Below are 16275 nucleotides of genomic sequence, written 5' to 3' on the forward strand. Positions count from 1 at the left end.
CCAACTTGCGTAACAAGTCAGAAGTTCAGGACACGTTAAGAGTTCATTAACGAATTAATCTGAGCGGATGCGGGCCTAGGCCAACCTTTTGATGCGCTAAAAAACGCTGTACGTCAGTGGGTTATAGCGGGGTTTGAGCAAAAGATCGGTGCAGTTGCGCGAGTCTTCGCCAAATTTGGAATGTCGCAATAATTAACTTTGCATTATTGCCAGATCGAACTGTTAAGAAAGCCTCAGCCGATCCAGACCGGCTGAGGCGTTTTTTGGTAATCAGGCGATGATCAGAGACCCCAATCCTGTGATTGCTGAGCCGTCAGCTCGCTGATGTGCTGCATGACATCGAAATGCTCATCAACACCCTGTACGCTGATCACCTTTTGGCCATTTGCCGTGACCCAGTGAGTGCTGGAACGCCATTCGATCTGAAGTTGATCCAGAGACGAGATCCCGAACCCTTCCAGATCGATAACAATCGAGTCGTCAGCCTCAAAATCCCGGATCACCTGACCACCATACTGGCTGCCCGGGCCGGTAATGACAAAAGTATCGCTGCCTTCGCCACCGAACATATTGGCAAACCCGGCTTCTGAAGACTGGTCTGCATCAAGGATGATGACGTCGTTGCCGTCTCCACCATTTGCATTGGTGATCATCGCGCCTTTGCGGATCACGATGGTGTCATTGCCGTCGCCGCCGTTCAGAGTAGCGAACTGATTGAGCGCACCGCCAACAATGTAGTCATCACCAGCACCACCATTCAGGGTCAATCCACCACTGCCGGTGTCGCCGATCATGTAGTCCCAACTATCGGTGCCATCTACGGTAACGAGCTCTTCGCCGACCTCGGCATCAATCCGGTTGCCATACTTCTCGAACCACTCCAGCGTGTTTGCACCAAAGGGCGGTTCGTAGACAACCTGATAGCCTTCTTCATCGTTGCCAACCAAGCTGCGCAGGTCGATGTATGACGGGTCAAATCCGTTCCCGTCATCGTCATAGCGCACGATGATCTCGTCTGTCAGCTTATTGAACAGAACGATCTGACCGTTTTCGATGCGGTGATCCAAATCGAACCAGCCGGACATCCCGTAAGCGTCGAGGTCGATCTCGATCCGATCGCCTTCGCTGGCGTCGAAATCGGTGATCGTGTTCTCGCCGCCGTTCAGAATGAAGGTGTCAGCTCCTCCGTTACCGGTCAGCACGTCTTTGCCATCACCCGAGGTGAAGACGTTATCGCCGTCGTCGCCGATGATCACATCATCATGGTCGCTGCCATAGATGTTCTCGACGCTCCAGAGCAGATCATAGCCTTCCTTGTCGCGAATCTCGTCATTGAGATCGAACGGATTGGCGCTGTTGCCATGCCAGGCCCAGTAATACTCACCGCTGGCATCTTCCGCCTTGTTGTTCATGTCGACATAGATGCCGCTCAGACTGTCACCATACCAGGCCGTGTCATTGCCTTCTCCACCATACAGCTTATTAAAGCCGCCACCGCCAGCCATGATATCGTCACCGCCAAAGCCGTAGAGAACATCATTGCCGTCATTGCGGATTTCGGCCTCGTTTCCGCCGTGGGTATCGCGCTCGGACGTATAGGCTTGCAGAACGTCGTTGTGGTTTGTTCCCAACTGACGATCCTCGTCATGAAAGCCGACCATCGAAACACCGCCGAACGCCCCGAACGTGACGAACTTGCTGGTTCCAAGACCTGCAAGGTCTTCACTACTCAGGCCAAGGTCGATCTTTTGGCCCAAGCCATAATGCGCACCATCCGGCCCCGTGATCAGAGCAGTTTCTTTCAACCGTTGAATGAAGGCATCTGTGTTCTGCTGCGAGATACTTGTTGCGCCCGGAAATATGTTCGACGCCTCATCCCAATAGAAGGTTGTAATCACCTTGAACTTGTTGTCGGCCGGATCAAGCGCGACCAGATCGAATGCCGCGCCATCAACGATCGATGCTTGCAGGTCCAGCGTTACTGGCCCCTCCACGTTGACTGGTACAATGATCTTGTCTTCAAGCGGGTTGAAGTCGAGGATCTCGACCAGAGACACCTTCGGCGGGTTGACGGTTTCGACAACCTGCTCCTCGGTCTTGAACATGTTCTTGATCCCGTCGATCAGGCCTCTGGCAAGGTTGATGAACAGCTTCGCGCCCGGCAGCATCTTGGCGAGTGCCAGATTACCTGCCTCTTCCAGCCACTCTTCGCCCAGACCATTCGATTGGTTATGGTTGGGATCATGAGTTGTTGGTTCAGGCACAGAGCCAATAACGAACGTGTCGGCCCCTTTTCCACCGTAAAGCGTGTCGGCAGAGGTTTCGTCGATATGCCCGGTAAACAGGACATCATCACCGTCACCACCGACAAGAAGGTCGTTACCAGTACCACCGTACAGTTTGTCGCCTTCATTCCCGGCAATCAGGATGTCATCGCCTTCGCCGCCAACAAGGATGTTCTTGCCTCCGCCGCCAATGATCTTGTCGTTGCCGGATTCGCCGAACAGCTGATCATCACCTTCACCTCCATCGATGTAGTCGTGGCCGCCGCCGCCGTAAATCACATCATTACCAGCATCACCGAACAACTGGTCGTTCCCACGATAAGCGATGATGATGTCGTCACCGTCACCGCCCGAGATATTGTCCCGATGATGATAGTTGGAATAGTAGTTCTTGATCGAGGTGCCGCCATCATAGTTATCCCAGTTTTCGGGGTTCCAACCGTGGATGACGTTATCCCCATCATTCCCTTCGATACGGGTGTAAAGATATGTCCCCTTGCTTTGCCCACTTGAGAGACGGTGCATCAGGTTTTCAAAGCTCACCTCACCGTCTGCCATTTTGTATTCACCACGGGCTTTGACATCGCGGCCGACATAGGTGCCGCTGGTGTCATGCAGATGGGTCCCATAGTTATCCCACCAACCGCTGTGGCCATCGCCAGGTGATTTACCACCGGTCCAGACGGGAATATCAGGTTTGTTGCTGGCTACAGTCTCGTCGTCCGAGGCTGAATCTTCCCAGACGTAGTCCTGCAATTCGCTGCTTTCTTCCGACTGCAGACTAACCGGCGGGATCACGATAGGATCGTCATCCGTTTCACCAAGACCAACCGATATGTTGAGCGTGCTCGCCGAGTTGGGCTGGAAATTTGATTTGCTAACATGTTTCATTTCTTTCCTCCTGTTTCCTGGATGGTCGACACCCGAGGTTCGGGCCCATACGCATCACAGATCATAGGAAAGATGTGGTTTTTCAGGCTGTTGATCTCAACAGGCGAAAGCCAGTTAAGTTGTTACAAAGTATGACAAAAATGGAATCCACGGCCTGAGAAAACCAGCAATCCGGCTGGCGCCTGTTTCAGGCCCCAGCCGGTGAGTTTGGTTTTCCCTTTGTTTGCCCGGGCGTCCGTTTCAACAGGAACTAAGACGCCCGGATTTTGGTTGTGCAGCGATAGATGATCGCTGAGTTTTCGCCCCACTTAGGCGACCATATCGAAAAAGAAGCTGTCGGTCGGAACGGGGGTTCCGCAGATGTCTTCGCCGCCTGCAGTCGGTACGATCTCGCACAGCGGCGGAGGCGCCATTTCCGTCAGGTCATACTCATCCTCCGGTACTTCGGTGCCGCATTTGGGCAGCGGCAGGATCGGGGGTACAGCGATGACGTCATCACCCTGATCCAGAACGATCGGATCAAAGGGCAGCGGGTTCACTGCAACCAGATCTTCACCGTCCTGTGGCACTTCGGTGCCGCAACGGGGATCAGGCATGATCGGCGAAACTGCGGTCACATCGTCACCTTCACCAGCAGGAACCGCACCATAAGGCAGCGGGGCTACTGCGATCAGGTCTTCACCATCCTGCGGAACCTCGGTACCACACCGGGGGTCAGGCATGATCGGGGAAACTGCGGTGACGTCGTCACCTTCACTGGCAGGAACCGCACCAAAAGGCAGCGGGTTCACGGCAACCAGATCTTCGATGGGATCGGCAACCAGCGGATCAATCGGCAACGGATTTACAGCCACCAGGTCTTCACCATCATTTGGCACCTCGGTTCCGCACTTTGGAAAAGGCTGAATCGGGGGCACGGCGATGACATCGTCGTTGGCTTTCTCGAAGCTCGTAGCGGTTACATGTTTCATTGTATTTCTCCTTGTTACACACTTTGTTTAGCACCCAAAAAATCTTAGAAACTTCCTCCTCGGGTATAACAAAAAGGTGGTTATCCGACCCCTTCATTACAACGCGAAAAAGGGGGCTAAATTGTTACAAAGTATGACAAAAATAGGCTCTCAAGCCGGGCATCATCTCTTTTCAGACAGGACGCGCTTCCAAGATGTGGACCAGCACCCGCTCAGGTACCACCTTCGCCCCTCCTCGCCTTCAGGATCGAAAAAACCAGCGCCATTTCTGGCGCTGGTTTTAGCTGTTTCTTCCTATTGGGCAGCTCACATCATGCGGTCGATCAGACCTCCCGGAACGTGGTCCGGATTTGTTTACTGAGAGGATCAAGAAGGTACTGGAACAAGGTACGTTCGCCGGTTTCGATGAAGACGTCAGCCGGCATACCCGGCAGCAGGCTCAACTGGCGGTCAGACAAAAGTCCGACAGCCTCCTCGCTTAGTGCAACCCGCGCCTCGTAGTAGGGTAAGCCAGTTATCTGATCTGTTTTCAAATCAGCCGAGACAAACTCAACGTGCCCATCCAACCGAGGGGCAACATGTTGATCGAACGCCCCGATCATCACGCTCGCAGCCTGGCCCAAGGCGACATTGTTGATGTCCTGTGGCATGACACTAGCGGTCACCACCAACCCGTCATCCTCGGGCACGATCTGCATCAGCGTTTCGCCCGGAGACACTACGCCGCCGACTGTATGCACCCCCAATTCATGCACGATGCCATCCGCCGGAGCCCGAAGGTCAACCCGCGCCAGCTGCAACGCGGCCGCGCTCCGACGTTCTTTCAAGCCATCCAGTTCGACCTCCAGCGAGGAGATCTCGTTCATCACCTGCTCGCGGAAGGTTTTTTCCAGTTGCAGGATATGGATACGCGTCTCACTGATACGACCACGGGCGACTGCAATCTGAGAGGTCAGGCCGCCACTATTACCGACAAGACTGCTTCTTTGACGCTGCAAAGTCGTCACCCGGGTGCCAGGCACTAAACCCTTTTCAAAGAGCTGCGTCAGACCCTCCAATTCGCTGTCGATCAGTTTGATCTCTTCTTCGGAAGCTTCGCGCTGCGCCTCCAGGCCCACAATTTCCTGCTCTGCCTGTTCGATTTTCTCTTCCAAGGCCGCGACCTCACCATCCTGCGACAGACGACGTGCTTCCATCACCGCGCGCTGCGTTGCAAGTGCGCGGTCAACTTTGTCTTCGTCTTTCCGGGACGCAAGCTCCTCGGTCAGTACGAGATCGTCCAGACTATCGCGCTCGGCCGTCAGACGAACTAACTGCGCTTCAAGCGCCACGAGCCTGTCATCGACCAAGGCTTGGCTGCCTGACAACAGCTGATCATCAAGTGTCAGAACAACATCGCCAGCCTGAACCCTATCTCCGTTTTTGACGTGAATGGCGCCGACAATACCTCCGTCGGGATGTTGCACAGCTCTGAGGTCGGACGAGACCACCACACTACCAGCCGTCACGACCGCCCCGGACATCGGGGCTTTCATCGCCCAACCACCGAATCCTATGGCGAGCACTGCAATTGCGACCAGACCAAAGCCGATGGATCGGGTAGAACGATCCCTAAACCCTTCGGTCTTCGTGTTGGAATTCTTGTTGGTATTCATGACTTCCTCCATTCATTCTGTTTACAGCGCCGGCCTGGGTCAGCCCGTGGCGGCAACGATTTCTGTTTGTTGGGGTTGTTCGACGGTCTTCTGTTCAGCAGCAGGCCGTGCAGCTCCGGCGGCGGCCTGATTGCGTTGACGCAACCGCTCCATCACTTCTGTTCGAGGACCAAAATCTCCGGCGCGACCGTCTTCCATGATCAGAATCTTGTCGACTGAACCCAGCACGCTCGCCCGGTGCGCGATGACGATCACAATCGCCCCGCGTGCCTTGGCGGCGAGAATGGCATGGTTCAGTGCGGCCTCACCCACGGCATCCAGATTCGAGTTGGGCTCGTCCAGAACCACCAGAAATGGATCACCATAAAGCGCTCGTGCAAGGGCAACACGCTGTCGCTGACCACCGGACAAGGCCGCGCCACGCTCGCCAACCGAGGTGGCATAGCCGTCTTTGAAACTAGCGATCAGTTCGTGAACACCCGCTGCCTTGGCGGCGGCAATCACCAACTCGTCCGTCGCCTCGGGATCAAAACGCGCGATATTCTGGGCGATCGTTCCGTCAAAGAGCTCAACATCCTGCGGCAGAAAGCCAATCTGGGGGCCAAGCTCCTCAGGCAGGTACTGGTCGATCGGCACACCGTCGAGACTGATGCTGCCTTTGGCCGCCGACCATGCACCAACAAGTGTGCGCGCCAAGGTTGATTTTCCGCTGCCGGTCGTCCCAATCACAGCCAGTGCCTCGCCTGCTTTCATATCGAAACCAACACCTTTGAGAACAGCGGCAGTGGCCATCGGAGGGGCAGCGATCAGGCCGTCAACGGTCAGCGACTTCTGTGCCTTGGGCATGGAAATACGACGGTCAGCTTCGTCACCAGAAAGAGTTTGCTTCAGCTGAGCCCATGCTTGCCGGGCAGCAACCAGATTGCGCCAACTACCGACCAGAGTCTCGATAGGCTGCAAGCCACGGGACATGATGACCGATGCCGCAACGATTGAACCAGCCGATATATGTCCATGGATGGCAAGATAAGCGGCGACCGCAAGAACGGCGGACTGAAGTGCCAGGCGGAACACCTTGGTAAAGCTACCAGACACTCCGACAGTAGTGGCCGCCTTAGCACTCGCACCAAGGTGGAGATCATTCACATCTTGCCAGGTCTTGCCCAGATTGGACTGCATCCCCATCGCGCGAACCATTTCGGCATTCCGGCGGCTGGCTTCTGCCAGACGGTTGCGCTTGGCTGAATGCTCAGACTGAACGCACGCGGCAGCGCGGACCTTGATATCCGTAACGATGGCAATGGCAACCAATGCCAGCGCGCCAATTACACCGACCATACCTAGCCACATGTGCATGGCAAAAACCAATCCCAGATAGACCGGGATCCACGGCAGATCGAACAAAGCTCCGGCACCTTGGCCCGACAGGAAACCGCGAATTTTTTCGACATCTTGAATTGCCGCCGCAGGGTTGCCACCCGGACGGTTGCGTGACGGCTCGGACAAAGTGCAATCAAACGCTGTTCGGGTGAGCCTTTGTTCAAAGCGATGCCCCATGGCAACCAGCACACGGGTCCGCGCGCCGTCAATCAAGGCCATGAACAGGTACAGACCGGCGACAAGTGTGCTGAGCGCGACAAGCGTATTCACGCTTTGGCTAGACATCACGCGATCATAGATCTGAAGCATGAAAATCGGGCCTGTCAGCATCAATAGGTTCACAACACCGCTGAAAACGCCGGTGGCAATCAGATTGCCCCTCAGCGCGCGCCGAGCGCTGGCAAGTTGTGGATGAACGGATGAATGCTTTGACATAGCTGGCTCCCAATAAAAACTCTGTGGGTGATACTTGGAGGCCAGCCGCCGATGACCCAAGGGCTTGTCACACTTTGATTCAATTGACGAATTTGGCCGGTTGTTTGCCGATCTGGCGAAACCGAGTGCCCCGAAATGCGGTATCGGTGGGTGAAACCCCTTTGCATCATCAGCGGCATAGCGGTTGCAATTTCCACTTGGGAATGCGGCGGTATTTGAATTAGCGTCCCAAGTGAGGGGGATGGGACAGGGAGCCTACGCGCAATGCGCTGGAATGATCTGACACTTCGAACACAAGTTATGAGCATCGTGCTTATCAGCTGGACGATTGTCGGCGTGTTCTCGGTAGTCACCGACGTGGTCCAGATCCGAAATTCTCGCGCTGAAGAGATCCGAAACAGGGGCGATGCCTTTCTTGCGCAGGTGGTTTCAACCCTCGCCCGCGTGCCTCCTGACAGCCGCTCCGAAGCAGCGCTTGGTTTCTTTCCTGCAGAATGGAGTGTCAGGGTCGGCACGCAGGATGCAGCAACCACTTTGGCCAATGGCCGCGACCACCCGAATCTGGCTAACTGGCTGACGGCGCGGCTGGAACACCGTGGGATCGCCGTCGCGGAACTGTCCGTGGCAGACACGGTCGTTGACGCCAAACACGACCAAAGCGCGCTGTTGCAACTGTTCAAGAGCCACTCGGGCGAACCTATCGATGCAGAAAGCGTTGACGCGTTTCTGGTGAGCGTTTTTTCGGTCCGGCTCAAGGATGATGACGAATGGCTGAACTGCTATTTGCTCATGAAAAACAAGAACATTGTACCTTTGGTCATCGTTGGCTCAATCGACAGTCTGGTCGCGCTTACCCTGCTTTGCGCACTTGCGTTTCTTATTCAGAAAGTGATGCGACCGCTGAGCGCGATGGCCGTCAATGCCGAGTTGATCGGCCGGGGTGAAGAAGTCGGCCCACTCGTCGAGGCGGGTGCCATTGATATCCGCCGCACAATTATTGCGTTCAATCGCATGGAAGCCCGGATTGTTCTGGCGCTTGAGTACAAGACAACCTTGCTTCGTAGCCTCGGGCATGACCTGAAGGGACCGATTGCCCGGATGCACGATGCGATCCAGAAATTGGAACCAACAGCACCCAAAGAGCAACTGCTCAAGCGGTTGGAAACCATCAGTGATATTGTGAATTCCGTCACCGACCTCAACCGCGAAACTCATCACGATGGAGAGCTTGCACGCCTGGATCTGCGATCGCTGATTGAGGCGTTGGTAGATGAACAGGTAGAAGCGGGCCGTGATGTGACCTGCACTATCGAACAGTCTGCTGTGGTCAAGGGGCGACACAATGCGCTTACCCGGGTTCTTAGGAACTTGCTGGAAAATGCGGTCAAATACGGGGGCCGAACAAGTGTTTCTTTGACCACGTCGAATGATATGGCGGCAATTCACATAGAAGATGAAGGACCAGGTATCCCAACCGAACAACTTGAAACAGCATTTGAGCCTTTCCAGAGACTAGGAGCCACCGAACCCGGCACGGGCCTCGGCCTCGCCATAGTCCGGGCGATTGTGGTTGATCAGGGGGGCACTGTAACGCTTGAGAACCGCCCGAGCGGAGGCCTTAGGGCAAATGTGCTGTTGCCGCTTGATACCGGAGTTCAGCCGGGACGAAAGATGTAACCCTGCCCCCAGACCGTTCGAATATATTCCGGATTTGAAGGGTCGCTCTCAATCTTCGATCGCAACCGTTTGATCAGAGCATCAACGCTTCTGTCTCCTGCACCGCCATGCTGTCGGGTCCGGGCAACGGCAAGAAGGTCTTCTCGGGTACACAACACGTCCGGGTTTTCAGCAAAGAAGCGCATAACCCGCACTTCGCTTGAGGTGAGTGTGATGAGACGACCATCTTCACTTTTGAGATGTCGCTCGTTTTCAACAAGCTCCCATTCTCCGAACCGGGTAACCCTGGATTTTCCCTGCGTTCCACCAGCACGCCTGCGCAGTACAGCACGCACGCGCGCGAGGAGTTCCAACTCGTTGAATGGTTTAATGATGTAATCATCCGCGCCCAGTTCCAGCAGGGAAATCCGCTCGGCGTCGTCATTAATCGAACTGATCATGATGATCCCGGCATCTATGCGCGAAGCGATCTCGTGACATAACACCTTACCACTAGTTCCTGGCATCACGAGGTCCAGCAGAAACAAGCTGTAGGTTTCATCAGCCATCATCAACCGCGCAGCGGGTACATCTTGCGCGTGTTCGATTTTGTACCCTTTGTCAGTCAGAAATGCACAAACACCCTGAGCAAACTCGATGTCATCGTCACAAATCAGAATGTGCTCATCATAGCCAGCGGATTGATCCGCGACGTCTTGCATAGCTCTTCTCCTCGGGACGATGCCTGTCGTTACGATAACAACATTTGCTATTCGAAGCTGTCAATGTTGCAGAGAACGATCAAACTGTCCGGTACGCAGCGACCGCAATCGCCACTCATGGCTAAACCAGACAATCATCCACCGAGGCATTCCGGGCGATTGAAAAGTTTGTCACGCCAAACAGCAAATTCCTCCCTCTTCCACCACTTTCCGCAGGTGGCTGAGTGCAACGAAGCAATCTTCGTCAGAGACTTGGTAGCAGGCCTTGAATTTAGTGTATCGCGTGTGCCCCGACTTAAGTGCAGTTTTGATCGCGACAGCAGGCTCTGAACCAGATTTGGGTGCTTCAGAAACTCTAAATCGTTACTGCTGCGTCCATGCTACGATAGGGGCTCCAAGTCCGACAGAGTAATATCGTAGTCAGTTTCCACCAGGGCTATCTACGGCCTTGCGGAAATCCGGCTTAGATTGCTTCGATTGTCTCCAGCCAGCGCAGCAGCGCCGCCGTGGTTTGCTGCGGTTGTTCCAGAGTTGGCAAATGGCCCGCGTGTTCGATGACTTCCAACCGGCTTTGCGGCAACAGGTCATGCATCAATTCGTGGCGTTCGACTGGGCATAACGCATCATGACGGCCGCAAAGGACCAGCGCAGATCCCTTGAAAGCGCGCAATGTGTGACTTTGATCCGGGCGATCTCGTAGGGCCTTGGATTGATTAACAAAAATCTCCGGCCCCAAGGCCATAGCCATATCCATGCATAGGTCCAAAATTGCCTGTCGATCAGGGCCATCGGTCAGATAGTTGGGCTTCATTTCCTCGGCCATCACATCGCGTAGCCGACCGTTTTTAACCGCCTCTATCTGGGGCTCACGCCTTACCTTAACCTGATCCGCCTCTGCCAGCGGGTTGGTGTCCATCAACGCCATCCCCGCTACACGCCCCGGTGCTTGCCGCAGTATTTCCATCGCAACAATGCCTCCCATGGAAAGACCGGCCAATGCGAACCGGTCGGGCGCATGACTTATAACCTCGGCGGCCAAAGCCTGCATCGTATCATGCGCACCAATGGGGGCGACGAATATCGGATATCTGCCAGACAATGCACCAATTTGCGGCGAGAATAGCCGAGCATCGCACATCATGCCCGGCAAAAGGACAAGTGGTGTCATTTGACCAGAGCAGCCCCTTCGGCCAGCGCACCCAGTTTGGCATAGGCGATATCAGGATCGACAGCGCCAAACCCCGCAAAAGTGCCAAAACCGCAATCCGATCCGCCAATCACCCGCTCCGCTCCCACGATGTTCACGAACCGCTCAAGACGTTGCACGACCAGTTCGGGGTGTTCGACAAAGTTTGTGGTGGTATCGACCACACCCGGCACAAGTACCTTGTCATCCGGTATCTCGGACTTGCGGTCGCGGAACACCGTCCATTCATGTGCATGGCGCGGGTTCGAGGTTTCAAATAGCACATAGCGCGACTTGGTTGACATCAAAGTCGAGAACACCTTGTCCATTCCGATATCGCAGCAATGCGGACCTTCGTAATTGCCCCAGCAGATGTGAACCCGAACCTTGTCGGCGGGCACATCCTGCAATGCATGGTTCAGCGCTTCGACATGCATTTCGGCAATACTGACAAATTCCTCGTCAGAAAGGTCGGTGAACAGCATATGGCGCGACAGGGCAAGATCGGGACAATCCAATTGAATATCCAGGCCCGCCGCGACGATGGTTTCATATTCGGATTTCATCGCATCGGCCAGCGCGGCCAGATACGCCTCGCGCGTCGGGTAATAGTCGTTCTGCAGAAAAAGAGAGATCACACCCGGGCTGGCAGCATTCATAAATCCGCGCTCAATCCCGTGCTCAACCATGGCTCTTTTGAGGTTGTCGATATCCTTCTGCAACTCGCCCTGCCCTTTCGAGCGCACATCGCCTACGCACATGGGCCGCGCGTATTGCGGAGTTCCGCCATCATTCGCCAAACGTTGAAGAAAGCCCGGAAACATCTTCAGATCAGCCGGAGCGTTGCGCGGGCTGTCGCCTGCAAACCCGGTGTAGCGGTCCTTGACGTAGGTCGCGTAAGAGATTTTCGAAGTCTCGCCATCCGATACAATATCGATCCCCGCTGCAGCCTGTTTGCCTACGGTCTCGGACACCGCGTTCGTCATGCAGGCATCAAAATCTGTCTGATCGAACGGTTCCTCCCGCTCACGCGCGAAGATGAAATCGACGACTTCCTGACTACGCGGCAGACTTCCCACATGGGTGGTTGAAATTCGGGTCATCTTGTCATCTCCAATTCAATTACTTCCCTGTGCTGAGTCCAAAGTGAAGCACGGGTCACATACTGCGCGCCCCGAAAAAGATCGGAGCGCGCAACTTTGCCTTTATGCACCGGTCCAGGTAGCACCGGCGGGATCGTCCGTTGCCGTGATACGATACAGACCGGCCTCTCCGGTCATTGAGGGCACGATACTGTAGCTTTCACCTGACAGAACCAGCGCTGTATCGCCTGCGGACAAAGCTGTTTCATAGCCATCGACTGTAATCCGCCAATGACCACTCGCAGGCATGAGGACGACGGGCATATGCGCCGCGACGGGTTCGTTCAAACAAGAGCCGCGCCCGAGGAAATCGACCTCAAACCCCGGCTTATCCTTGATCAGGGCATCTTCGCCAATAACTTTGGCTGGCTTGTTAGCGGAAAGCGCCATCAGATCCCAATAGCGTGCCACATATTTGCCGATAACATCTTCGACCGGAACTTCCGGATAGCTCTTAAGCTCTTCTTCGGTCAGCAGCGGCATGGGGCGCACGTTGTGGGGCAGTTCCTGACCCTTCTTGCTGTCATACAGCACGCCATTGTCGCCCAGCATCAGCCCATGCGCCTGCGCGTCTTCGATCACCTGTGGTGCCCAGGTGACACCGCCACCCGCATCATCGCCGCCCAGGATCGACATGATCATCCCATAATCCTGCCCGACATTTTCAAAACCGCGAAAGATGCCAGTTGGAATGTTGAATATGTCACCTTCCTCGGCAATAAACTCACCCGCAGTGCCATAGCGACCCCAGAAGAACCGCCAACGTCCTTTGGCGATAAAGAACACCTCGGCCGTGGTGTGGCTGTGCAGCGAATTCCGGCATTTCGGAGGTTGCCCCGCCGCGCCAATATTGAAACCGATTTTGTCGGTGATGTGGACATGCTGATCGGGGCTTTCGGATACGCCACCGCCTACGATGGTAAAGTTTTCCTTCTGGTCCGAACCGGGCGTGTGCGCGTCAATAAATGCGGTTTTACAAGGCTGCAGTTCGCCGTAGCGGACAATGCGTTGTTGGATCGTGCTCATAATAGTCTCCGTTCATTGAATTGGTACAAGAGGTCTCGATCCTCATGCACCCGGAGGGCGATTATTCAGCCGCCGCGCCCGCAAGGACGCCCGGTGGCCGTGGTACCGCCGGGTTCCTTCACTGGCATCCAATGCGACGCGCGTTTGAGGCATCAGAGATCCCCGGTTTCCAACAGAAGCTGTTTCCAGACCGCGGTTTCATCGAACAAGGTCCATTCGCGTCGCAGCCTGATGTCGCCTCCAACCAACTCGCCCCATTCGGCATGGCTGATCCCCAACACATACAACTCAGCGCCTGTGGGTTTGCCGAACACGCCCCAACCGTCATGCTTGCCATGCAAGCTCCAGCGCAGGGCCGAGCGGGGCGGCATATTCGGATCATCGCGCCCGATCTGATGATGGATGGTGAAGGTTGCGCTTGGCATGGCTGCACGCAAAGACATCCAGAACCGATCAGCCGAATCCCAGCCATGGCCCGTGACACCGCCGGGATATTCGGTCTGCACGCCTCGCTCATACTCTCGTTCAATCGCGCCCATATCTGCATTCATTATCCGTGTCAGCAGATCCGCGTGGCGGTGTCCCCATTCATTGTCATTGCCGTACCCTTTGTAGGGGCCTTCGATGTCGTTCTTGGGTGACAGAGGCTTCACACTGGCCTCGGCCCCACCTTCACGCGCTATCAGATCGGCGGCATATTCCTTGGGATCCCAGCCCATTTGCCGGACAATCGCACCCTGATCTCGGATCAGCCATTCGTCATCGATCATGTTGTCGATGGCGTGGCAGTCGGCCAGAATTCGGTATCGCAAGCGTGTTCCGGTGGCTTTGCCATAGACACCATTGCCCCGATGCGTGGCGGTCGACAGGATACGATGCGAGCTCAGCATGCCTTCTTCCGGGGTGCCCGACCAGATCACATCCTCGCCCAGCAGCTGACGGTCGGGGAACTCGGCCAACGTGGCCATTGTTGCACCAATGACATTCTGGTTACCCAACACAACCGAACCGGGCGAGCGGACGACGATGTCTGGGCTGTAATATTGATGCAGAGTCGCAATGCCACGGTCTTCCCAAATCTCTTTGGTGATGCCGATGATATAATCCGGGAAATCTTTGAATTTGGGATCAAATCCCTTCATGTCTTCCATCCTTCAGGTATGCGGGCGGAGCCGCGAACGATCAAAGGTCCGTCAATCTCGGTGCGGCGCGGCGCAGCAGCGGGATTTTCGATCTTGCTAAGTAGAATATCGACGGTTTCGGCAACCATCCGATTGGCAGGCTGACGAATAGTTGTCAGATTGTAGGCTGGCCAAGAGGCAACGGCGACATCGTCATATCCCAGAACCGAGACGTCGGCCGGAATTTGCAGGCCCAACTCGAACCGCAGCGTGTCCATCACAGAGATCGCCATATGATCATTGGCCACGAACACAGCGTCCGGTGGATCGGACGCGAACATGCGTAGCGTTGCCTCACGCGCCTGTTCTGCGATGAAGTTTCCGGCTCCACGGGCGTGCAGTTTGACACCCGCCTCTTGCAGGGCCGCTACGAATCCCGCTTCACGATCGCGCTGGGTCGAAGCGCCCTCCCACCCGGCGATATATCCGATCTTCTCATGACCGCCAGCCAGCAGAAACTCAGCTGCCTTTCGGCCACCGGCGACATTGTTGGATGTAACCGATGACATAGTGAGGTCATCCTGTGCCCGATTGAACAACACCATCGGTACACCCACGGTCCGACAACGTTCATACAAGGTCGACGACAGGGCCACCGATGCCGCGATTATGCCGTCGACTTGAAAGTCGAGCAATTCCTCAACCACGCTATCGACGTTTTCGGCTTGGTTCGACGCCATGAATATCATCACATGGTAGCCGCGCTCCTGCAGCGTGTTCGTCAACCTTTCCAGTGCTTCAGGATAAAACTGATTATTCAGATACGCCACAACAAGCCCAATGATCCGGCTTTTGCCGGACACTACGGCACGCGCAAGGACGTTCGGCCGATAGCCCAGTTGCTTGGCGGCCTGACGCACCTTTTCAATCGTCTTCTTCGAGGCTGACGCCCCCGGAGTGAACACACGGCTAACGGCAGACTGACTGACCCCGGCGAGGCGGGCGACCTCCATGGATGTAACTTTTTGCGCCGCCATCAGTCTGCTGTCCAACCTCCGTCTATCATCAACGCGGTGCCCGTCACCAAAGCCGATGCATCCGAGGCAAGATAAACCACTGCCCCCATGATGTCTTCGATCTCGCCCGGGCGGCCCAACTTGATCTTGTCCAATATCCATGCGCGCTTGTCCGGGTCATCAAAAGTCGACTTGGTCAAATCGGTCAAAATAAAAGTTGGGCAGATCGTGTTGACCCGAATTTTTGCAGGACCGAACTCCAGCGCCATCGCCCTGGAAAAGCCTTCGACCGCGAATTTTGAAGCGCAATAGACGGCCCTTTCTCGCCCACCTACATGGCCCATCTGGCTGGAGATGTTCATCAGCGATCCGGGGCGCCCAGCTTCTAACAGTCCTTTCGCCACCGCTTGGGTCAGAAAATAGGCCCCTCGGACATTGACATCCATTACCGCATTAAAATCCTCGGGCCGTGTGTCTACGGCCCTGCTGTGTCGGGCCAGACCGGCTGAGTTCAGCAGGATATCAAACGGCCCGTTTTGCGCCACAGCATCAGCAGTGCCTGCAACGTCAGAAACATCCAGTTCAAGTATATTCGCCAACCATCCCCGAGCGGTCATCTCTGTTGCCAGATTCTGCAACGCATCCTTGCGCCGCGCCGCCAGTGTCACTTCGGCACCATGCTCTGCCAGTGCTACGGCACAGGCCATGCCGATACCGGACGACGCGCCCGCGACCAATGCGCGTTTGCCGTTAAGATTGAAACTTGGGGTGCTGGGAAATTGGGACATA

General features: G+C 55.5%; 12 protein-coding genes. 1 reads left to right on the forward strand and 11 read right to left on the reverse strand.

Translation table 11 applies throughout. The features are described 5' to 3' along the window. Nucleotides 1-281 precede the first annotated feature (281 nt). From ACR0MP_RS13100 to ACR0MP_RS13115, 4 genes are all read right to left on the reverse strand, one after another. Nucleotides 282-3176, reverse strand: a complete 2895-nt coding sequence (locus ACR0MP_RS13100; protein ID WP_480886633.1) for a calcium-binding protein — start codon at nucleotides 3174-3176, stop codon at nucleotides 282-284. Between the two features lie 308 nt (nucleotides 3177-3484). Next, nucleotides 3485-4147, reverse strand: a complete 663-nt coding sequence (locus tag ACR0MP_RS13105; protein ID WP_170736171.1) for a hypothetical protein — start codon at nucleotides 4145-4147, stop codon at nucleotides 3485-3487. A 323-nt stretch (nucleotides 4148-4470) separates the two neighbouring features. Further along, nucleotides 4471-5802, reverse strand: a complete 1332-nt coding sequence (locus ACR0MP_RS13110; protein WP_170407089.1) for an HlyD family type I secretion periplasmic adaptor subunit — start codon at nucleotides 5800-5802, stop codon at nucleotides 4471-4473. A 39-nt stretch (nucleotides 5803-5841) separates the two neighbouring features. Continuing rightward, nucleotides 5842-7617, reverse strand: coding sequence for a type I secretion system permease/ATPase (locus ACR0MP_RS13115; protein ID WP_170407087.1), 1776 nt, complete (start codon nucleotides 7615-7617; stop codon nucleotides 5842-5844). A 264-nt stretch (nucleotides 7618-7881) separates the two neighbouring features. Here ACR0MP_RS13115 and ACR0MP_RS13120 point away from each other — a divergent pair, with 264 nt between their 5' ends. Beyond that, a complete protein-coding gene (locus ACR0MP_RS13120; RefSeq protein ID WP_480893778.1) occupies nucleotides 7882-9294 on the forward strand; it encodes a sensor histidine kinase in 1413 nt (470 codons plus the stop codon). Here ACR0MP_RS13120 and ACR0MP_RS13125 read toward each other — a convergent pair. The 7 genes from ACR0MP_RS13125 to ACR0MP_RS13155 form a co-directional block, all read right to left on the reverse strand. After that, nucleotides 9273-9995: a response regulator gene (locus ACR0MP_RS13125; RefSeq protein ID WP_170407082.1), complete on the reverse strand. Its 723-nt coding sequence runs from the start codon at nucleotides 9993-9995 to the stop codon at nucleotides 9273-9275. The two genes, ACR0MP_RS13120 and ACR0MP_RS13125, sit on opposite strands and share 22 nt — an antisense overlap. A gap of 463 nt (nucleotides 9996-10458) precedes the next feature. Then, nucleotides 10459-11163 (reverse strand): alpha/beta fold hydrolase, encoded by a 705-nt coding sequence (locus ACR0MP_RS13130; RefSeq protein ID WP_170407079.1) that lies wholly within the window; start codon nucleotides 11161-11163, stop codon nucleotides 10459-10461. Next, on the reverse strand, nucleotides 11160-12284 hold the full coding sequence (locus tag ACR0MP_RS13135; protein ID WP_170646841.1) for a cobalamin-independent methionine synthase II family protein: 1125 nt from the start codon (nucleotides 12282-12284) through the stop codon (nucleotides 11160-11162). Before ACR0MP_RS13135 ends, ACR0MP_RS13130 begins: the two co-directional genes overlap by 4 nt. Before the next feature lie 102 nt (nucleotides 12285-12386). After that, nucleotides 12387-13349, reverse strand: coding sequence for a cupin domain-containing protein (locus tag ACR0MP_RS13140; protein ID WP_480886636.1), 963 nt, complete (start codon nucleotides 13347-13349; stop codon nucleotides 12387-12389). Between the two features lie 152 nt (nucleotides 13350-13501). Next, entirely contained in the window at nucleotides 13502-14491 is a 990-nt protein-coding gene (locus ACR0MP_RS13145; RefSeq protein ID WP_170407072.1) for a nuclear transport factor 2 family protein, read from the reverse strand. Continuing rightward, nucleotides 14488-15507, reverse strand: coding sequence for a LacI family DNA-binding transcriptional regulator (locus ACR0MP_RS13150; RefSeq protein WP_480886638.1), 1020 nt, complete (start codon nucleotides 15505-15507; stop codon nucleotides 14488-14490). The genes ACR0MP_RS13145 and ACR0MP_RS13150 overlap by 4 nt, the downstream gene beginning before the upstream one ends. Then, nucleotides 15507-16274: an SDR family NAD(P)-dependent oxidoreductase gene (locus ACR0MP_RS13155; protein WP_480886640.1), complete on the reverse strand. Its 768-nt coding sequence runs from the start codon at nucleotides 16272-16274 to the stop codon at nucleotides 15507-15509. The genes ACR0MP_RS13150 and ACR0MP_RS13155 overlap by 1 nt, the downstream gene beginning before the upstream one ends. Nucleotide 16275: the final 1 nt, after the last annotated feature.

This window comes from Ruegeria sp. K3 (genome assembly GCF_056531845.1).

Bases quoted from the DNA above. Each gene is read 5' to 3' on its own strand.
- ACR0MP_RS13140 (WP_480886636.1), bottom strand. From the start codon at position 13,349: ATGAGCACGATCCAACAACGCATTGTCCGCTACGGCGAACTGCAGCCT.
- ACR0MP_RS13110 (WP_170407089.1), bottom strand. From the start codon at position 5,802: ATGAATACCAACAAGAATTCCAACACGAAGACCGAAGGGTTTAGGGAT.
- ACR0MP_RS13105 (WP_170736171.1), bottom strand. From the start codon at position 4,147: ATGAAACATGTAACCGCTACGAGCTTCGAGAAAGCCAACGACGATGTC.
- ACR0MP_RS13100 (WP_480886633.1), bottom strand. From the start codon at position 3,176: ATGAAACATGTTAGCAAATCAAATTTCCAGCCCAACTCGGCGAGCACG.
- ACR0MP_RS13125 (WP_170407082.1), bottom strand. From the start codon at position 9,995: ATGCAAGACGTCGCGGATCAATCCGCTGGCTATGATGAGCACATTCTG.
- ACR0MP_RS13145 (WP_170407072.1), bottom strand. From the start codon at position 14,491: ATGAAGGGATTTGATCCCAAATTCAAAGATTTCCCGGATTATATCATC.
- ACR0MP_RS13130 (WP_170407079.1), bottom strand. From the start codon at position 11,163: ATGACACCACTTGTCCTTTTGCCGGGCATGATGTGCGATGCTCGGCTA.
- ACR0MP_RS13150 (WP_480886638.1), bottom strand. From the start codon at position 15,507: ATGGCGGCGCAAAAAGTTACATCCATGGAGGTCGCCCGCCTCGCCGGG.
- ACR0MP_RS13120 (WP_480893778.1), top strand. From the start codon at position 7,882: ATGCGCTGGAATGATCTGACACTTCGAACACAAGTTATGAGCATCGTG.
- ACR0MP_RS13155 (WP_480886640.1), bottom strand. From the start codon at position 16,274: ATGTCCCAATTTCCCAGCACCCCAAGTTTCAATCTTAACGGCAAACGC.
- ACR0MP_RS13115 (WP_170407087.1), bottom strand. From the start codon at position 7,617: ATGTCAAAGCATTCATCCGTTCATCCACAACTTGCCAGCGCTCGGCGC.
- ACR0MP_RS13135 (WP_170646841.1), bottom strand. From the start codon at position 12,284: ATGACCCGAATTTCAACCACCCATGTGGGAAGTCTGCCGCGTAGTCAG.